Source organism: Paenibacillus sp. ov031, from assembly GCF_900143165.1.
Classification (GTDB): domain Bacteria; phylum Bacillota; class Bacilli; order Paenibacillales; family Paenibacillaceae; genus Paenibacillus; species Paenibacillus marchantiae.
The window spans coordinates 742,807-763,248 of record NZ_FRDO01000002.1 but is presented as its reverse complement, the minus strand read 5'-3'; the positions used below and the strand labels follow the sequence as shown (position 1 = coordinate 763,248).

Annotated in this window: 16 protein-coding genes; all 16 read left to right on the top strand. The window is 45.3% G+C overall.

Annotated features, from left to right (window positions below; genetic code table 11):
• Positions 1–190: 190 nt before the first annotated feature.
• The 16 genes from BUA17_RS13515 to dnaB all read left to right on the top strand — a co-directional run bounded on the left by BUA17_RS13515 (position 191) and on the right by dnaB (position 20,011).
• Positions 191–784: a M15 family metallopeptidase gene (locus BUA17_RS13515; RefSeq protein WP_072733928.1), complete on the top strand. Its 594-nt coding sequence runs from the start codon at positions 191–193 to the stop codon at positions 782–784.
• Positions 785–1,515: 731 nt separating this feature from the next.
• Positions 1,516–2,514, top strand: coding sequence for an ABC transporter ATP-binding protein (locus BUA17_RS13510; RefSeq protein WP_064641983.1), 999 nt, complete (start codon positions 1,516–1,518; stop codon positions 2,512–2,514).
• 4 nt (positions 2,515–2,518) lie between these two features.
• On the top strand, positions 2,519–3,451 hold the full coding sequence (locus BUA17_RS13505) for an ABC transporter ATP-binding protein (RefSeq protein ID WP_063567377.1): 933 nt from the start codon (positions 2,519–2,521) through the stop codon (positions 3,449–3,451).
• Between the two features lie 7 nt (positions 3,452–3,458).
• Positions 3,459–4,421: an oligopeptide ABC transporter permease gene (gene opp4B, locus BUA17_RS13500; protein ID WP_063567376.1), complete on the top strand. Its 963-nt coding sequence runs from the start codon at positions 3,459–3,461 to the stop codon at positions 4,419–4,421.
• Between the two features lie 29 nt (positions 4,422–4,450).
• The gene (locus BUA17_RS13495) at positions 4,451–5,356 is read left to right on the top strand and encodes an ABC transporter permease (protein WP_063567375.1); all 906 of its coding nucleotides are present in this window, start codon (positions 4,451–4,453) and stop codon (positions 5,354–5,356) included.
• Positions 5,357–5,375: 19 nt separating this feature from the next.
• On the top strand, positions 5,376–7,202 hold the full coding sequence (locus BUA17_RS13490; RefSeq protein WP_063567374.1) for an oligopeptide ABC transporter substrate-binding protein: 1,827 nt from the start codon (positions 5,376–5,378) through the stop codon (positions 7,200–7,202).
• A 252-nt stretch (positions 7,203–7,454) separates the two neighbouring features.
• Entirely contained in the window at positions 7,455–8,345 is an 891-nt protein-coding gene (locus BUA17_RS13485) for a D-alanyl-D-alanine carboxypeptidase family protein (RefSeq protein ID WP_063567373.1), read from the top strand.
• Between the two features lie 165 nt (positions 8,346–8,510).
• Positions 8,511–10,931 carry a S9 family peptidase gene (locus BUA17_RS13480; protein WP_244552144.1) on the top strand — a complete coding sequence of 807 codons (2,421 nt, stop codon included), beginning with the start codon at positions 8,511–8,513 and terminating at the stop codon, positions 10,929–10,931.
• A gap of 234 nt (positions 10,932–11,165) precedes the next feature.
• Positions 11,166–12,779 (top strand): MFS transporter, encoded by a 1,614-nt coding sequence (locus BUA17_RS13475; RefSeq protein WP_072733926.1) that lies wholly within the window; start codon positions 11,166–11,168, stop codon positions 12,777–12,779.
• Positions 12,780–13,078: 299 nt separating this feature from the next.
• Positions 13,079–14,113 (top strand): LCP family protein, encoded by a 1,035-nt coding sequence (locus BUA17_RS13470; protein WP_072733925.1) that lies wholly within the window; start codon positions 13,079–13,081, stop codon positions 14,111–14,113.
• Positions 14,114–14,298: 185 nt separating this feature from the next.
• Entirely contained in the window at positions 14,299–14,724 is a 426-nt protein-coding gene (locus BUA17_RS13465; protein WP_063567369.1) for a CBS domain-containing protein, read from the top strand.
• 264 nt (positions 14,725–14,988) lie between these two features.
• Positions 14,989–15,291 (top strand): MazG-like family protein, encoded by a 303-nt coding sequence (locus BUA17_RS13460; protein WP_024629547.1) that lies wholly within the window; start codon positions 14,989–14,991, stop codon positions 15,289–15,291.
• A 5-nt stretch (positions 15,292–15,296) separates the two neighbouring features.
• Entirely contained in the window at positions 15,297–16,208 is a 912-nt protein-coding gene (locus BUA17_RS13455) for a DUF2232 domain-containing protein (RefSeq protein WP_072733971.1), read from the top strand.
• A gap of 11 nt (positions 16,209–16,219) precedes the next feature.
• A complete protein-coding gene (locus BUA17_RS13450; protein WP_063567368.1) occupies positions 16,220–18,208 on the top strand; it encodes a DHH family phosphoesterase in 1,989 nt (662 codons plus the stop codon).
• Positions 18,205–18,648 (top strand): 50S ribosomal protein L9, encoded by a 444-nt coding sequence (gene rplI, locus BUA17_RS13445; protein ID WP_024629550.1) that lies wholly within the window; start codon positions 18,205–18,207, stop codon positions 18,646–18,648. The genes BUA17_RS13450 and rplI overlap by 4 nt, the downstream gene beginning before the upstream one ends.
• Before the next feature lies 1 nt (position 18,649).
• Entirely contained in the window at positions 18,650–20,011 is a 1,362-nt protein-coding gene (gene dnaB / locus BUA17_RS13440) for a replicative DNA helicase (protein WP_024629551.1), read from the top strand.
• The last annotated feature ends 431 nt before the right edge of the window (positions 20,012–20,442 follow it).

The following is a 20,442-nucleotide window of genomic DNA, read 5'->3' as shown; positions in this document are numbered from 1 at the left end:
GCTTATAGCCGACTGCTTTTTTGCATCTAAAAATAATTAAGGTTGGTTCTCTCCTGGTAATTGGATTTCGCAAAGAGCTGCGGCGATAGAAGCAATTAAGGCGTAAATGATTTATAATAGAGTCTATTATATTGCTGATATCAGATAGCGTGAGTATAAACGAATAAAGATTTCACCATCAGGAGAGAGCATGAATACATCCAAACGTAAAGTAAAACAGAGACGCAAGAGTAGTCTGCGATTTTGGATCGTAGCTACGTTTTTGCTTTCCATTATATATGTATGGTTACAGCAAAAAGGAGGTACCTATGATATTTGGCCACGGACCAATGTACAAGAAGCAGTGCCGATCACTGGACTTCACCCGGTAGTCGCGGAAAGTGAGAAGTTGTTGGTTCGAAAGGCAGCTAGACGAGGAATTGAAATCGTGATTACACATGATTTTCGCAGCATAAACGAACAAGATGCCCTCTATAATCAAGGACGCTCTCTTTCCGGAAATATCGTTACCAACGCCAAAGGGGGAGAGTCCTATCACAACTATGGTTTAGCCATTGATTTTGCGTTGCGGACTCCTGAAGGAGATGTAGTGTGGGATATGGAACGTGATGATAACGGCAATGGAAAGCCAGATTGGCTGGAAGTTGTGGAACTTGCCAAAGAACTAGGGTTTACGTGGGGAGGAGATTGGGATAACTTTCCGGATTATCCTCACTTGCAGATGGACTTTGGATTAAGCATCAACGATTTGAAGCGTGGGAAAAGACCTCCGGTTACGCAGTAATTACAATATTATATATACATCTATATGTATAAATATTAGAAAAGCCTTGCATTTTGCAGGGCTTTTTGCTTTCTTTTGTAAAATAAATGATAAAAGATGACAATTTGTTCTTTACATAAGCGATTAAATGAAACTATACTATAATAACTAGAAATTTAACTTCAATCCTTTAGTAATATCTAAATCATACCTCTAAAAGCACAAAATTTGGCTAGAAACCAATTTCACTTCCAAATAAAATATTTCCTCTACAATTCCCTCATACCTAACATAATAGTTTGTTATATCTATATTTATAACATTTAACTACACATACTGTGTAATGCTAATGTCATGTATTTAGATAATCGGTATATTTAAGTTTCAAACTCTACCATTGAAAGTATCTGACTGGCTCTGAAATTCCTTGATCTATTCCCTTTAAAGTATAACTAATACCCAGAACTGTGCTATAAAAAACATTTATACCATAAATCTCAAAATAAGCATTGACGTCACCTAAATTTACACGTATGATTACATTAATTATTTTGCTTTATTATCCCGCTAGGAATTGTCAGTATTAATTGACCAACGGTCTAAATAGCAGTATAAAAAATAGATTCTCCTAATGATTTGGTATTTTGTATACACTTTCGTTCGTTATCTTCAAGAACATGGAAATATACAGTGGATGCATTCTTCTACACATGAATACAGTCCGCAGAAATTATGGGGTTAGGGTGATTGATTTGAATACAGAGCTATTGGAAGTCAGAAATCTAACTACATCATTCAGAATTGAAGATGACTATTATGCAGCAGTTGATCACGTTAATCTTACGGTTAAAAAGAATGAAGTATTGGCTATTGTGGGAGAATCAGGATCAGGCAAAAGTGCCTTTGCTTTTTCAATTATGGGCCTGCATAACAAAGCCAAAATTGATGGTGAAATTCTGTACAAAGGGCAGGATATAGCGAATATATCTCCCAACAAGTTAAACAAACTCCGCGGTAAAGAGATGGGGATGATCTTTCAGGACCCACTTTCCGCATTAAATCCTCTGATGCTGATCGGTGAACAGATCGAAGAGATTCTGACACTGCATCAACCCAAGCTATCTTCGAAAGAAAAGAAAGACAAAGTAATTGATTTACTCAATCAAGTAGGGATTCCGCGTCCCGAACAATTATACAAGCAGTATCCTCACGAATTATCGGGTGGTATGAGACAGAGAGTTGTTATCGCGATTGCGATTGCCAATAAACCTGAATTGCTGATTGCCGATGAACCAACGACAGCGCTTGACGTTACAATCCAACTACAAATTCTGGAGCTTATCCGCGAATTGAAGAACGAGATTAACGCAGGAATCATCCTGATCACGCATGATCTGGGTGTCGTTGCCGAGATGGCTGATCGCGTGGCAGTTATGTATGCAGGTGAAATTGTTGAGATTGCCGATATCTATACTCTAATGACGGATGCCAAGCATCCATATACACGTTCTCTACTAAACTCTATTCCTACCATTTCTGAAGAAAAATCGAAGCTTCATGTCATTCAAGGCATTGTTCCTTCACTGAAAAACCTTCCTCGCCAAGGGTGCCGATTCAAGGCCCGAATTCCATGGATAAGTGATTCGGCTCATGAAGAAAACCCACAGATGCATGAAATTGCGCCAGGTCACTTTGTACGGTGTACCTGTTATCAGCACTTTCATTTCCCTGATCAAGCTGAGGAGGAATAACATAATGGCATTACTCGAAGTAGAAGGACTAAAAATTCACTTTCCGATTCGCGGAGGGTTGATCAAGCGTGAAATTGGTAACATCAAAGCGGTTGATGATGTGAGCTTCTCCATTGAGCAGGGTCAAACGTACGGCCTTGTAGGTGAGTCAGGCTCAGGCAAAACGACTACGGGTAGAGCCGTTATTGGCTTAAACCATGTGACGGCCGGGAAAATTCTTTTCGATGGAAGAGATCTGGCTACAGAGCGGCGGAAAGATAGACAACTACAGCGTGATGTGCAGATGATCTTTCAAGATCCGTACTCTTCGTTAAATCCCAAGAAGCGTGTTATCGACATCATTGCTGAGCCACTCCGTAATTATGAACGGCTGACAGCTACGGAAGAGAAACGCCAGGTCCGAGACCTTCTGGAGAAGGTTGGATTGAGTCCCGAATCGATCTATAAGTATCCTCATGAGTTTTCCGGGGGGCAGCGGCAACGGATTGGCATCGCTCGTGCGATTGCATTGAAGCCGAAGCTAATCATCGCAGATGAGCCAGTATCTGCGCTCGATGTATCTGTACAAGCCCAGGTGCTCAACTTCATGCAGGAAATTCAAAAAGAGCTGAATCTGACCTACCTGTTCATCAGTCACGATCTCGGCATTATCCGTCATATGTGTGATCAGATCGGAATTATGTATAAAGGTCGATATGTGGAGCAAGGCACAACGGATGATATTTTTGAGAATCCACAACATATCTATACCAAGCGTTTAATTGCAGCCATTCCGGATATGGACCCAACCAAACGTGAAGAAATGGTAGCCTTCCGTCAGCAGGTCAAATCCGAGTATGAAAATTCATACCGAAATTTCTTTGATGAGGAAGGGCTGGCATACTCGCTCCAATCCATTTCCGATACTCACCGAGTAGCTCTACCTCAGAAAGGTTGAAGACCATATGTGGAAAACGATAGTACGCAGAATTATCATTATGATCCCTCAGATCTTTTTGCTTAGCCTGTTGGTCTTTCTGATGGCCAAGGCGATGCCTGGGGATGCACTTACCGGATTACTCGATCCGAGTATTGATCCAAAAGCGCTGGATGAACAGCGGGAACGACTGGGATTAAACAATCCATGGTATGTACAGTATTGGGATTGGATCAAAAATGCTGTACAAGGCGATTTCGGACAATCTTTCCGGTTCAAAATGCCAGTATCTGATTTGATTGGTCAGCGTGTAGCCAATACGTTCTGGCTTGCACTGGCGACACTGGTGTTTACTTATCTGATTGCCATTCCACTTGGCATTATCAGTGGTCGTTACAACGATACCTGGTCTGATCGGTTGATCACAGGTTACACCTACTTGGGCTTTGCAGCCCCGTTGTTTATCTTCGCACTGGTGATGTTATGGATTTTTGGATTCCATTTTGGCTGGTTCCCAACCGGGGGAAGCGTGGAACCTGGACTTACACCAGGTACATTCAGCTATATAACAAGCAAATTCTATCATTTGTTATTACCGTCACTATCCATGGCATTAATTGCAACGGTATCTACCGTCCAATACTTGCGTAGTGAAATTATCGATATCAAGCATAAGGAATTCGTTCTTACTGCGAGAGCCAAGGGCGCCTCGGAATCTCGGATATACAACAGACATATTTTAAGAAACTCCCTGTTGCCGATCGCCGCATTTTTCGGTTATGAGATTACGGGACTTATCGGAGGTACCATCTTCATTGAGAGCATATTCAGTTATCCAGGTATGGGACAGTTGTTCCTGAATTCTATTTCTCTTCGGGATTTCAGTGTAGTAACTGCACTCGTCTTGTTATATGGCATAGCTACAATCCTAGGATCGTTGCTGTCTGACATTATTCTGGGTATTGTTGATCCGCGTATACGGATCAAGTAAGAACTTGAAGATTTCGGGGTGAAAATAAGATGAGCAAGGCCAATGATGTCGTTATAACTTCACAGAAGATTGATAAGAGCCCCTCCAGCTTGAGTATCTTGTGGCGGGAGCTTGTCAGAGATAAGGTGGCACTAATCTCGCTCATATTTTTGGGACTGGTCATACTGCTGGTCTATGGTACTTCTTTGATCCTGGATCAAGCTGAAATTGTTAAGGTAGATTTATTTGCTTTGTATGAGCCGCCTTCCGCGCAGTATTGGCTGGGAACTGATTACGGTGGTCGTGATGTTTTCGGACAACTGATCATCGGTACACGTAACTCTCTAACCATTGGTATTATCGTCACCTTAATGACTGGTTGTATAGGTATCCTGGTTGGTCTGTTATCCGGTTACTTCGGTGGAATGATCGATAACTTGTTTATGCGCGTTGTTGATTTCTTCATGATTCTTCCGATGCTGATGATTGTAATCGCGTTTGTTACTGCAGTACCCAAATATAATATTGTATCTTTCTCATTAATCATGACAGCTTTTCTCTGGATGGGGATTGCCAGGTTGATCCGCTCCAAAGCATTACAGGAACGGGAACTGGACTATGTAAAAGCTTCAAAAACATTAGGTTCGTCCCATCTGAAGATTATGCTCTCACAGGTACTTCCTAATCTTAGCTCCATCATCATCGTAACGATGACGTTGAATCTCGCTGCCAACATTGGCCTCGAATCGGGTCTGTCCTTCTTGGGATTTGGATTCCCGGAAAGTACACCCAGTCTTGGAACACTCGTAAGCTATGCTCGTAATCCGCAAACACTGGAATACAGATGGTGGATATGGCTACCTGCGTCAGTACTTATTCTGGTATTGATGTTGAGTATAAATAATGTCGGACAGGCCCTGAAGCGTGCGACTGATGCAAGACAAAGAAGAGGTTAAAAAAAGGGAGGAAAGGTTCATGAAAAAGGGATTATTTTCACGGGGACTATTTTTCACGATGATGTTGGTCTTCGTACTTGCGCTTGCGGCGTGCTCGGAGAAAGAGGCGGCAACACCAACGCCTTCTACGAACACAGGGGAAAAGAAAACAGAGGAGAAGCCTACTAAAGAAGAGGGCGTTTACTCTATCGAAGATTTCAACAACGTCAAAACGAATGAAGGCACTGCAATTGAGGGTGGGTCCATCACATATGGACTGGTATCCGATACTGCGTTTGAAGGAACATTGAATTTTAACTTCTACTCCGGTAATCCGGATGCAATGGTTCTGCAATGGTTTGACGAAGGTTTGCTGACTTGGGACAAAGACTATGTATATACCAATGATGGTGCAGCAACGTATGAAACATCGGAAGATGGCAAAACGTTCACACTGACCATTCGTGATAATGTAAACTGGCATGATGGCAAGCCTGTAACGGCTGAAGATTTGCAGTTTGCTTATGAAGTTATCGGTAACAAGGCTTATGATGGTCCACGTTACGATTCCAACTTTACAAGTGTAGTAGGTATGGATGATTATCACGCTGGAAAAGCAAAAACGATCTCTGGGATCAAGGTTCTTAGCGAAAAACAAATCAGCATTACGTACAAGGAATCTACACCTTCCTTGCTGACAGGTGGCGTATGGACATATCCACTGGCTAAACATATCTTCGGTGATATGGATGTAGCGAAAATGTCTTCTTCCAAAGAAGTACGTGAAAAACCAATCGGTTTTGGTGCATTTAAAGTGGAAACAATCACTCCAGGTGAGTCTGTAACTTTCGTTAAAAACGATGACTACTGGCGTGGAGCTCCAAAACTGGACAAAGTGACTTTGAAAGTAATCAACCCAACAACGGTTGTTCAAGAATTGAAATCTGGCGGGGTAGACCTCGTGGATTCATTCCCGACAGATCAATATAAAGACAATGCCAATATGTCCAACGTTGAATTCCTGGGTGCAATCGATCGTGCTTACACCTATATCGGTTTCAAACTGGGCACATGGGATGCTGACAACGGCAAAGTTGTAACAAATGCTGAAGCAAAAATGGGAGATAAGAATCTGCGTAAAGCCATGTGGATGGCTGTAGATAACGATCAAGTGGGCAAACGTTTCTATAACGGTCTGCGTTGGAATGCAACAACATTGATTCCGCCGTCTCACCCAGAATTCCATGATTCTAACAATCCGGGTGTTGCATATGACCCAGAAGCAGCGAAAAAATTGTTGGATGAAGCAGGTTACAAACTGGATGGTGAATTCCGTACGAAACCGGACGGTTCCCCACTTGAAATTAACTTTGTATCGATGACAGGTGGCGACACAGCTGAACCACTGGCACGTTACTATGTTCAATCGTGGGCAGCAATCGGTCTGAAAGTAAACCTGGAAATGGTTGAGTTCAACAATTTCTATGACCGTGTAGGTAACACAGGTAAAGATGATCCAAATATTGATGTATATCAAGCTGCTTGGGGCGTAGGTATTGACGTAGATCCAGCAGGTCTGTATGGCCGTGATGCACTGTATAACTTCTCCAGATTCTCTAGCGAAGAAAATGACAAATTGCTCGCACAAGGTGTATCTGCTGAAGCGTTTGATGTAGACAAGCGTAAAGAGATCTACAACCAATGGCAGCAGTACATGGTTGATGAAGTTCCTGTATTCCCGACATTGTACCGTGCTGTTGTAGCACCGGTTAACAAACGTGTAATGAACTATGCGATTGGTGACGGAACAGGTTTATATCTGAATGACATTCAAGTTAATGCAGATAAAGCGGTTGTAGCAGAGTAATAAAAAAGCATTAGCAACAATAAGGATTGGGGTCCTTTTAAGAATTCGGTTGCTAGATCTAATTGAAAAGATTCTTCTAGGTATGAATAGAAAAAGTCTTGTAAAGCATGGATTCCGTACACTCTGGCATGGGGGTATGGGGTCCATGTTTTTTTTGGTAACAAAAAAATAAAAAAAATTTAACTTTTTTTATAAAAATTGCAGACAAAATGCCTCTTCACTTCGTCTATATCTGTAAGAGGTGATTTTCCGATGAAAAAATGGTGGATACGGGCAGGAATGCTGCTGGCTCTACTGGTTATTATATATTTGGGTGTAAAACCGGACATGCTGGTGGGCAAACCGGGGATTAAGGCTGAATCGGCTGTATTAATGGATATGAACTCTGAGCAGATTCTAATCAACTTTAACGGTTCCGAAGAAATTGCAACGGCAGGGATTAGCAAATTGATGACAGAACTACTTGTAATGGAGGCTGTGATCAACGGAGAGTTGCGTTGGGACGACCCTGTTAATATAAGCTTGTATGCAAGCTCAGTAGGTGGCAGCCACCTGGGTTTGAAACAAGGGGAGCAATTCACTGTGCAGGAGCTATTCCAGATTGTAGCCGTCTATTCCGCGAATGATGCCGCTATTGCTCTGGCTGAACATATCAGTGGGACAGAGCAGACTTTTGCACAAAAGATGAATCAGAAGGCAACAGAGATCGGATTGTCTGACAAGACGGTGTTTACGAATGCAACAGGTTTAAGTGAAAAACTACTTGGTCCGAGTCATCCGAAGGAAATACAAGGGCAGACCGTAATGACCGCCGTAGATGCATGCAAGCTTGCACGTTATCTGCTGAATAACTACCCCGAAATATTGAGAGTTTCCAGCCAAATGCAGGTGTCGATGCACCAAAAAGGAATGTACATGAGCAACACCAACTGGATGCTGTCCTCTATTGGCGGACCCTATGCTTACGATGGAAACGATGGATTGAAGACCGGATATGATGAGGATTCTGGCTATCACTTCGTTGGAACGGCTGAGCGAAATGGCAAGCGACTGATCTCCGTTGTACTGGGTTCGGATAGTCGTGAGGGACGTTTTATCGAGACACGAAAGCTATTCAATTATGGATTTTCCGGTTCAAAGTAAGGGTTATTTGAAATTTACATGACATGTTACACAATCAATGCTCTGGGATGGAAATTCGAGGGGTGTTCTACGCTGTTAACCTATGGTGGATCATGGTAAAATGATTTACGTATAATTCCAAATTATCGTGTAATTCACTTTAAAGGGGGAAATAACTTGAACGTAGTGAGTAAAAAAGTGTATGCTCTCACGCTTACCATGGCGATGTCAATCGCTCTGATTCAACCAGCGGTCCAGGCAGCAGAATCGGTGAAGCCTACGGCGACAGTCGCTGAATCCATTGCTTCGAAGGCAACACAGACACTACAGCAACTGGGATACATAGATGGCACAACAGATGGAATGAAAGAGTCACAAACGCCAATTACTCGTGCTCAGGCCGCAATCATCCTGCAGCGTGTACTTAAACTGGATGCTCCAGCGTCTCTTACAGGTTTTGCAGATGTATTGGCTAAGGATGAAGCTGCTCCTGCCATTTACGCACTGAAGCAAAGTGGTCTTATTCAAGGGCAAGCCAAAGGATATGCACCAGATGCACCTCTCACAAGAGCACAGATGGCATCGTTGTTTACTCGGGCATTTGAACTAAAGGATAATGGCATTCAGGTTGTATACAGTGATATGGCGCAAATTCCGAAGGTACATACGGAGGATGCGATTCGTCTGAAGCAGCATTTTATTATTGAAGGCAGTGCGTTTAACGCCAAAAATTCAGTGACCCATGGTGAGTTTGCTGATGCGCTGTACCTCGCTCTTGGACTTGATGTGCAGTCAGAAGGTCTAACACCTCTGGAAGACTTCTTCAAACAGCCGGCTCAAGCAGGATTCCAGATGTCTCCGGATGGTAAACATCTGGCTTACATGGAGCCTTGGAACAACCGAATGAATATCGTAGTGAAAGAGAATGGTCAGGACAAGTCGGTACGTATCACGAGTGAGACAGAACGCAGTATAGCGGGATTTGTATGGGCGACAAAGGATAAGCTGTTGTATGTAAATGATGAAGCAGGGGACGAGAACTATCATATTTATGTAACGGATATTGATGGTAAGAACAGCAAGGATCTGACGCCATATCCAAATACAAGAGCGATCCTGGTAGACTCCCTGGAGAATATTCCGGATGAAATTCTAGTAGGTATGAACAAACGTGATCCACGGATCTTTGACGTGTACCGGATTAACATCAAGACAGGTGAGGCTGTACTTGCTGCAGAGAACCCGGGCAATATTACGGGCTGGCTTACGGACCATGAGGGTAAAATCCGTGTGGCCATATCGAGTGATGGTAATGTCTCTTCGTTAATGTATCGTGAATCAGAAGATAAACCATTTGAGAATTTGATGACCACCAAGCTCGGAGAAACATTTGCTCCAGTGATGTTCACGTATGATAACAAAAACATCTATGCTGTATCCAATCTGGAGCGGGATAAAACAGCGATTGTCGAATACAGCCCAAGCAGTAAAAAAGTAACAAAAACCATCTATGAAAACAAGGATGTGGATATATCCACTTTCGTTCCTTCTAAAGAAAAAGGCACAATCCTTGCAGCTGTCTATGAGACGGACAAGGTTAGCTATGAATACTTCGACAATGATTTCAAAAAATTGATGCAGGATATCCAGGCGAAAGTTCCGGGTAAAGAAGTAAGCATTTCAAACATAAGTGAAGAAGGTCAGGTTCTGTTCGTTGCGTATAGCGACAAATCCATGGGTACGTATTACTTCTACGATTCCAAGACAGGTAAGCTGGATAAATTAGCTGACGCCGCACCTTGGATTGATGAGAGTAAAATGTCGGATGTAAAACCCATTACGTACAAGTCACGTGATGGTTTAACCCTTCATGGTTATCTGACGCTCCCACAAGGAGCCGAGGCTTCCAAATTGCCACTGGTTGTTGTTCCGCATGGTGGACCATGGGCCCGAGACTCATGGGGCTTCAATCCCGAAATTCAATTTCTCGCAAGCCGTGGTTATGCCGTACTACAGGTGAATTTCCGTGGCTCTACTGGATACGGTAAGGAATTCCTGGATGCGGGCAACAAAGAGTGGGGTAAAGCGATGCAGGACGATCTCACAGACGGCGTAAATTGGCTGGTTGAAGAGGGAACGGTTGATGCGAAGCGTGTAGCTATCTACGGTGGATCTTATGGTGGATATGCAGCTCTGGCAGGACTGGCATTCACACCAGAAGTCTATGCAGCAGGAATTAGCTATGTTGGACCATCCAATCTGTTCACGCTGCTGGATTCACTGCCACCTTACTGGGAGTCGGAGCGCAACATGTTCTATGAACGTATGGGTGATCCGGAGAAAGACAAGGAGCTGCTGACAGCTGTCTCACCACTGTTCCATATCGACCAGATGAAAGCCCCATTGTTCGTGGTCCAGGGCGCAAATGATCCGCGTGTGAAACAGGCTGAGTCTGATCAGATCGTGGAGGCTCTGCGCAAACGTGGAGTAGATGTGCCATATATGTTAAAAGCCAATGAGGGACATGGCTTCGGCAATGTTGAAAATCAATTGGATTTGTATCGTGCAATTGAGAAATTCCTGAATCGCCACTTGATGCAGCAATAGTAGTTAAGTTCAACAATAAAACCGTCCCACGGGTTCCATCGAACCTGAGGGACGGCTTTATTTGGTGGAGCAGGGAATTGAATGAGGTATCCAAGCATATTAACAAATTGACATATGTAATCATTTTGCTTTAAAATGACCAGTGAGTCATTATTGTTCGGTTCGGTTTAATATATATGTATCATTACAGCCTTACGCTACTGGATTGCAATCTGATCGGGGAGGAAACGTGTAATGCAAAAACAAATGAAATGGCCGCTTATCCTATTTGCTATCGGGGTGTTTATGGCTGCGCTGGATAACGGGATTATTACGTCGTCCCTGACGACTTTAAATGCGTCATTTGGCGTGTCGCCGACGTGGGGAGCATGGACAATCACGCTTTATACGCTCGGACTTGCGGTGAGTGTGCCGATTGCGGGTAAGCTCTCCGACCGTTATGGACGCAAGAAGCTGTTTCTGATTGAAGTGGCTTTGTTCGGAATTGGGTCTTTACTCGTTGCACTAAGCACATCGTTTACGTTTTTCCTGATTGCTCGTGTCGTCCAGGCGTTGGGTGGTGGCGGGATCTTTATCATTGCGAGCTCTTATGTATTAAGCAAGTTCCCAGCGGAGCGTCAGGGCACAGCCTTGGGTCTTCTGGGAGGTATGAACGGGGTTGCGGCGATTCTAGGGCCGAATATCGGTGCTTTTATCCTCGACATTACGGGGAATTGGCATTGGTTGTTCTTAATCAATGTACCGATCGCCATTTTGCTGTTTATTGCAGGCATCCGTTATATTCATGAAGAACAGGAGCTGAGCCGTAAGGCGGTGGACTGGAGTGGTATCGCGGTCATGACGCTCGGTGTGCTCAGTCTGATGTACAGCTTTAGCAATCTGGATGGCGTAAATATGCTGCAAAGTCTTGGCTCACCGATGTTCTATGGCTTCTTCCTGGCAGGTGTGGTCATTCTGGTTCTCTTCTACTTTCTTGAAAAAAGGCTGGAAGGATCACAACGTGAACCTGTTGTATCTACACAGCTTCTGGGCATTGCGTCCTTTCGTTGGACGCTGCTGATTGCCTTTTTCTCAGGAGCCATTCTAGCATCCGTGATCTTCATTCCAGGTTTTGTTGAGCAATACCTCGGGGTATCCAACACAGCCTCCGGCTACTGGTTTACACCGCTTGCTCTGGCTTCAGGCATTGGTGCAGGTGGTGGCGGTTATCTGGTTGACCGCAAAGGGCCAATCTGGACGTTATCTGTAGCCGGATTGCTGTCGGCTATCGGCTTCCTGCTCTTCCCGCTGTGGGTAGAGCATATCTGGCAATTCGTGATTGCGAGTGTACTTGTGGGGATTGGCTTCGGTATGATGCTGGGAGCTCCAGTGAACGTGCTCGTTACTGAGCAAGCGGGTGAGAACAACAAGGGCATTGCGGTAGCGACCAGTTCCTTGTTCCGTCAGATGGCTATGGCGATCGCGCCAACCATTTTTGCCGGTTTCCTGGCTCGTGCCTTCTCCAACCTGGGCTCCAATATTCAGCAGGGTCTCACAGATCAGGGCATTCAGGTGCCGCCCGAAGCGCTTCAACAATATGCGTCTGGCGGCGGTGCAGCTTCAGGAAGCGATATTTCCAGCTTAACCGAAGGACTATCCCAAATTCCTGATCCGGGCATTCGAGATGTGTTGCTACAGGCTCTTCATCAGACAATCGGCGAGGGTTATAGTGGACTGTTCTGGTCTGCGGTTATTTTCAGTGTACTCACGCTGGTCGCTGCGTTTATTACAGGGCGACAGCGTCATAAAGAGAAGAGGAATCGGGTGGAGACAGCATCAACAAATGGAATGGATGGACATTCCACATGAAGAGAACAGTGCACCTTTTGCCAGTAAAAAAGGAGCACTGTTCTTTTCAATTTAACCGTATTGTAACTTTTCATCATCCAGCAATGATTACAATAGAACGAGCGTGAGCGGCGTTTTCTTTTGAGATAGAGAAAACTTCAGAGAACACCGTGTCACAAGCCATTGCGCACGTTTAATGGTAATTATATAAGTTGAACGGATCATTAACACTGTACCGTTGCGGGGTCAGGATAAGTTAAATTCAACTTATATAGTAGTAGTATCGAATTTCATTTTGACAGTGAAGAAGGAATCGATGGATGACAAGCAGAACTAAAGATAAGAAGAAGAAAAGAAGAAAAGGTCTATATATAACGCTCGTATCGCTCGTTGTTTTGTTAATCGGGGGCTATTTGTTTCGTCAGCAGCTTGCTGTAGCGGCCTTCGATCTGTTTCTCGCTGGTTCAGTTGAAGACCAATTGTCTCGTTCCTATGTCCCTCAGGAGGGCAACAATACGCCTGACCCAACAGTATATCGCAAAGAACCGTTCTCGGTATTGCTGCTAGGCTCAGACAAACGTGCCTATGAGAAAACACGTGGGCGCTCAGACACGGTTATCTATGCCGTTGTTCGTCCGAAAGAATCCCGCGTACTCCTGGTATCCATTCCTCGTGACACCTATGTGCAGATTGTTGGACGTGATGCCAACAAGGATGGTGAGGATGATTATGACAAGCTCGCGCATGCCTACGCCTTCGGTGGGGAGAATATGTCTATCAATACGGTGGAGAAATTTCTCGATGCGGATGTAGGTTATTATGCAACGATTAACTTTGACGGGATCAAAAAAGTCGTTGATGCGCTTGGTGGCGTGAAGCTGCCGATTGATGAGGACATAGTGAACAAGAACCCTGAACATGTGCAGTTCACAATAGAAGGCGGTAAGCAGATCTATGACGGGCAGGAAGCACTTTACTATGTAAGATACCGTGAGGATAGCGATTTTAATCGCACCAAGCGGCAGCAGATTTTCCTGAATGCCATGGCGAATGAGATGCTTAATCTGAACGCCATCAGCAAAATTCCAGAATTGATTCAGATTATGGGAGACAGCTTCCAGACGGATATGCAGCCTTCATTCATTATTGATCTGGCCAAGCAGGTACTGACTCAGGAAAAACCGCAAATCTCAAGCTTCACTATTTTGGGCGAAGGAATGCGGAAAAACGGAATTTATTATGGCAAGGCAGATGAGAAAGACGTCCAATATGCCAAAGAGCTGATTAACAACTGGATGGATGAGTCGACCCCAGCCGGTGAAGTGATGATTCCTGACCGGCAGAAGATCGAATAACCAATTCCATACAGACGTTATGTTTTAGACAAGGATCAGCAGTGCGTTTATTGGCGGGCTGCTGTTTTTTTTACTTTGTAGAAGGAATCATGTCCTTTTGGAACATCTTGCGTTCTAATGCGTACTATGTAAGTTGAATGTAATAAGCTGACTGATGAAATTTCACAAGGAGGATACGTAAGGGTATGAACATCGCATTTTTTTTGCTGCCCAAACAAGAAGTTACGTGCGTAACGTCGGATTCTACTCTGCGGCAGACGTTGGAACGGATGGAATATCATCGGTTCACGGCGGTGCCCATTTTGAATAAGGAAGGCAAGTATATCGGCACGGTTACCGAAGGTGATCTGCTGTGGTATATGAAGAACGCCGAGGGAAAGATTACATTTGAAAACGCTTCAAAATTCCTGCTTAAGGACGTTCCACTTCGGCTGGATATCAAACCGGTATCCATTGAAGCCAACATGGAGGATTTGATTAATCTGGCGAAAGTGCAGAACTTTGTGCCGGTTGTCGATGATATGGAGCGCTTCATCGGGATCGTAAGACGGAGTCAGATTATTGAGTATTGCGAGGGTATTGTAGCCAAGGAATCCATGAAAGTGAAGTAAGTCGAAACAAATTTCGATATTGATGCAACTGCGTGGATAATCACAGCCGTCCGGTATCATGTTAAACTTAAGAAGAGCTGAACAAGAGCGAACTTAAATGAATTTTCGACAAGATAAAATACGAATTCGTTGTACGGGGTCCCCGCAAAGTACCTGAGATAAGTTTCGGAGGACTTCTCCGCTTTTTGGGGTAATTTTGCGGCCCCCCTTTTTATGCTATAATGGAGAATAAAGCTTTTTCGGGGGAGAGTGACTTTCGCCAATATGCCTAAAGAACTGGATGTAGCCAAACGCGCTAAAGTGATTGAATGGCTTAAAACCGAAGTGCTTGATCAGGTATCCCGATTATTCAAAGCGTTATGGGAAGGCAGTACAACCCGAATCGGGGACAGTCTCGCCAGTTTGATGATGAGTAGTTACATATTGGGCCGCAGGCTCGGTATTCCTTTCAAGGATCTGGATGCACTGCTTGTTGAGAAATTGAAAAAGCATAAACAGGAAGGTCACCAGTTGGAAGATTGGTACCAAGATATTTCCGCGCTAGAAGATCACATGCGTAAGAGGTGAATTTGTTGAAATTTAGCTTTAAATCAGCTGTCTGGAGCGTAGTTTATCTGCTCTTGCTACTTTCGCTGTTAACTCCTTTATCGGTTTTGGCCATATTTTTCATGATGATACCTGGAGTTATTTTGTTTGCTTCATTACCGGTAAAATCATTTATATGGCATCTCGTCCCAGTGGCGATCATTTTGGTCATATTTAGTCCGATTTATTTGTTATTACTGCTTTTGTTCACCCTGCCCGCCATTGTTATGGGCAATGCTTACAAGAAAAAGAAATCGGCCCTGTTCGCCCTAATGGCAGGAAGTGGAGCCATGCTGGCCGAGTATCTGTTGCTCCTGTTGATTGGAAGTGTAATCTTCCAATTTGATTTGTCGAGTTATATTGATGATGTGGTCAGATTGACGATTGAACCCCTGACGAATACATCCAGTCAGATGGTAAATGGGTTTGTATGGACACCTGAAATGACTCAGGATGTCGCAAGACAGACGCAGCTTATGATTCCATTCGCCTTGGTGGTCACGTCTCTGGTCATGGCTCTAATCACTCATCTCATTGCACGTCCGATTCTAAACGTAATGGGCGTGGCTGTATCGAAATTTCCACCTGCGCGTGAATGGCGTATGCCGCGTGCCCTGATCTGGTATTACTTTCTGGCATTGTTGTTCGAAGTGATATCCAGGCAGAGTGACGGAACGTACTGGACCATGATCGCCATGAACTTGTCGCCTCTAATCAATTTGGGCTTCATGATTCAAGCCATCGGATTCTTCTTCTTTCTCTCACATGCAAAGAAATGGAATCCGGTTGTACCGTATTTGCTGGCGGCAGCAGTCTTCTTCATTGGACCGCTGCGGATTATCGGGATTATCGATCTGGCGTTCCCGCTTCGCGAGGCAATATCGAAACCAAAACGATAGGGTGATGAGTCATGCCTAAATTTCTGAAGAAACGCTGGCACGGCTACTATACCGTATGGGCGTTCATACTGCTGCTTCTGCTTGTTATGTTCGTGACCATCTACAACTGGACGCTTGGTTTGATTAGTCTGATACTGGCTTCGGCGCTGGGAATCGTCATGATTAAGGCGGAGCTCGCATTCCGTCGTGAGCTTAACGACTACATTAATGGCCTTTCCATTCGGATCAAACGAATGGAGGGGGAAGCGGTCAGCATGCTCCCATTCGGTATTGTGCTGTACAGCGAAGATCGTACCGTAGAGTGGCATAATCGCTTCGTCGCGGATATGTTCCAAGAGAAGACGATGGTAGGTAATCCGCTGCAAAATTTGTTTCCCAAACTTCCTCAACCGAAGGAAAAAAAGGATGGGACCAAGGAGCCGTCTAAGGAGCTTCACGACGAATTCCAATTGGATGATCGATATTATGGAGTTATTCATAATCCGCAAGAGCGGTATGTATATGTTTACGAGATTACGGAGCTAGCCATTCTTCGTGATAAATATGAGAATGAACGCATGGCACTGGGCATTCTGGTTCTCGATAACCTGGACGAAGCAGCCCAGGGCATGGACGACCAGCAGCGGACTGCGCTGATTGCCCGTGTAACAAGCGAGATTACGTCTTGGGCGAAACGGTATGAGGTATACCTGCGCCGCCTCTCTTCTGATCGTTATCTCATGATGTTGAATTATAAGTCTTTGCAGGAACTGGAGCAGAGCCGATTTGTCATCCTGGATGAAGTCCGGGAGATGACGGCTGATCTTAAGGTGCCGATGACACTAAGTGTTGGACTGGCATTTGGCTCGGATACCATCAGTGAGATGGGAGAATTGGCTCAGTCCAGTTTGGATATGGCACTTGGCCGTGGTGGTGATCAGGCTGCCGTAAAATCTGGACAGCGGTTGTCCTTTTACGGTGGAAAGTCCAACGCGGTGGAGAAACGTACTCGGGTAAGAGCTCGGGTTATCGCACATGCATTGCGTGATCTGATGCAGGAGAGTGACCGAGTGATTATCATGGGTCACAAAATGCCTGATATGGATGCGATTGGCGCGTCTATTGGGGTATGGAAAGCGGCGAGTCTGTACAATGTGGAGGCACGAATTGTACTGGATGGACCCAACCCTTCCATTGAACGCATGATGGAACAGGTGAATAAGGATGAAAAGCTGTCCAAAGCCTTTGTGTCGCCGGAACAGGCAACCCAGATGATGACGGAGCATACGCTGCTCGTTGTTGTCGATACACATAAGGCATCCATGACAATGGAGCCGAAGCTGGTTCAATCCGCTACGCGTGTCGTGGTTGTGGATCACCACCGTCGGGGTGAAGAATTCATTAACGATGCAGTTCTGATCTATCTGGAACCATATGCTTCTTCGGCAGCAGAATTGGTGACTGAGCTTCTCCAATATATTCATGACAAGGTACAATTCACTCCACTGGAAGCGACTGCGTTATTAGCGGGGATTACGGTGGATACGAAGCATTTTGCACTCCATACGGGCTCGAGAACGTTTGAAGCGGCAGGCTTCCTGCGTCGCAGTGGTGCAGACACCATTATGATCCAGCGGCTTATGAAAGAAGATTTGTCAGAATATATTGCTAAGGCAGAAATCATAAAGCATGCTAAAATGGTATACGGGAACATTGCGCTGGCGGTCACGGACCCTGGCAACAAGATTCCACAGATGATGATCGCCCAAGTGGCGGACACATTGCTTAATATGACCGACGTGGTCGCTTCATTTGTCATTAGTGAACGCCCGGATGGACTGATAGGCATCAGCGCGAGATCGCTGGGGCGCATGAATGTTCAGGTGGTCATGGAACGACTGGGCGGTGGCGGACATTTAACGAATGCTGCCGTGCAGCTTGAAGGAACGCTTGGAGAGGCGGAAAAACGGCTGACGAACGTACTGGCTGAAATCGAAAAGGAAGAGGGTTTGTTCGAATGAAAGTCATTTTTATAAAAGATATGAAGGGTCAAGGCAAAAAAGGACAAGTGAAGGAAGTGTCCGAGGGATACGCACAGAACTTTCTTCTGCCACGGGGAATCGCACGTCCAGCAACAGACGGAAACATGAAAACACTGGACAACCAGAAGGCAGCGGAAGACAGACGTAAGCAGGAAGAGAAAGCAGAAGCGGAAGCTCTGGCTAAAAAGCTTGAAGCTGAAGTGACTGAACTGAAAGCAAAATCCGGCGAAGGCGGCCGTCTGTTCGGTGCAATCACGAGCAAACAAATCGCAGAAGCTCTGGCAGCGAAAGGTCTGAAAGTCGACAAACGCAAAATTGAACTGGACGAGCCTATTCGCACACTCGGCGTAACGCAAGTCACCGTCAAGGTTCACCCTGAAGTGAAGGCTACCTTGAAGGTACAGGTAACGGAGGAGTAAGATGGGCGGCGAAATGTTATTCGACCGGATTCCCCCACAGAACCTGGAAGCCGAACAGGCCGTGCTGGGTGCAATCCTGTTGCAGGGCGAAGCCCTGATTACAGCGATGGAACGGGTGCAAACCGAGGATTTCTATGATAAACCCCATCAATTAATTTTTGAAGCGATGATCCAGCTTGGCGAGGGAAATCAACCGATTGACCTCGTGACACTGACTTCGCTACTGAAGGATAAAGGCGAGCTTGAGGACATCGGCGGCGTCAGTTATCTGGCGAAGCTGGCTCATGGTGTTCCGACTGCCGCGAACGTGGATTATTACGCTCAGATTATCGAAGAGAAATCCATGCTGCGTCGCCTGATTCGTACAGCTACGCAAATTGTGAGTGAAGGATACACGGGCGGTGAGGATGTCGCGGCTATGCTTGGAGAAGCAGAGCGGCGCATTCTGGAGATTTCCAACCGACGTTCCAGTAGCGGTTTTATAGCCATTCAGGATGTTCTGATGGAAGTGTTCGACCGTGTGGAGACGTTGCATCAGAACAAGGGCACCACAACGGGCATTCCGTCCGGGTTCATCGATCTGGACAAGATGACCGCCGGATTCCAGCGGAGTGACTTGATTATTGTAGCGGCACGTCCATCTGTAGGTAAGACCGCCTTCGCCCTGAATATCGCTCAGAATGTAGCCATTCGGGCGCAGGAGACAGTTGCGATATTCAGTCTGGAGATGTCAGCCGCACAGCTCGTACAGCGTATGATCTGTGCAGAGGCCAATCTGGATGCGGGTGTCATGCGTATGGGTGACTTTAAAGGTGATGAAGATTGGCAAAAGCTGACGATGGGCATTGCAGCCTTGAACGAAGCTAATATCTACATTGACGATACACCAGGGATCACCGTAGCTGACATTCGTGCGAAATGCCGTCGTCTCAAGAAAGAGAAAGGCCTTGGCATGATTCTGATCGACTACCTTCAACTGATTAGTGGACGTGGTAAAGCCGGCGAGAACCGTCAACAAGAGGTATCCGAGATTTCGCGTACCCTGAAACAGATTGGTCGGGAATTGGAAGTTCCGGTTATTGCCTTGTCTCAGCTGAGCCGGGGTGTAGAGCAGCGTCAGGATAAACGTCCAATGATGAGTGACTTGCGGGAATCGGGTTCGATCGAGCAAGATGCCGACATCGTTGCGTTCCTGTACCGGGATGACTACTATAACCAGGAGACCGAGAAGAAAAACATTATCGAGATTATTATCGCCAAACAGCGTAATGGTCCGGTAGGCACGGTGGAACTGGTCTTCCTGAAAAACTTTAATAAATTCGTTAACTACGAGCGGGCACATAATGATGCCTTTGCCATGTAGGGGACAGGCACAGACTGCTTCGATAGGGAAGTGAAATCGTCTGTCCCCGACATCAACCATTAGATCATATGAACTCATAAATACGTTGCGAATACGACATATAGCGTTGGATTTAAACGCGTAGCGAGTAACCGGGGTTAGCTGTCAAGCAAGATTTGACTGGCTTCGCCGGTTTTTTGCGTCGCAATATGGAGTCAATTCCGAACATTAGAGTTTGACTATATCTAATTGTTCGCCATTTGATTTGACTTTGAAAAAAGGGACTGGTACACTAGTACTGCTGCGTTAAAGCAGCGAAAACCTTCCCTTGGATGTAAACCGAGGGGGATTTTCACTGTCCGTTAGCACGCTTCTCCGCTGGTAATTTCACTTCAAATTCCTGCCGAGATAGAGGACGGACAGACCAATACAAAGGTGCGCAAGGCACCCAC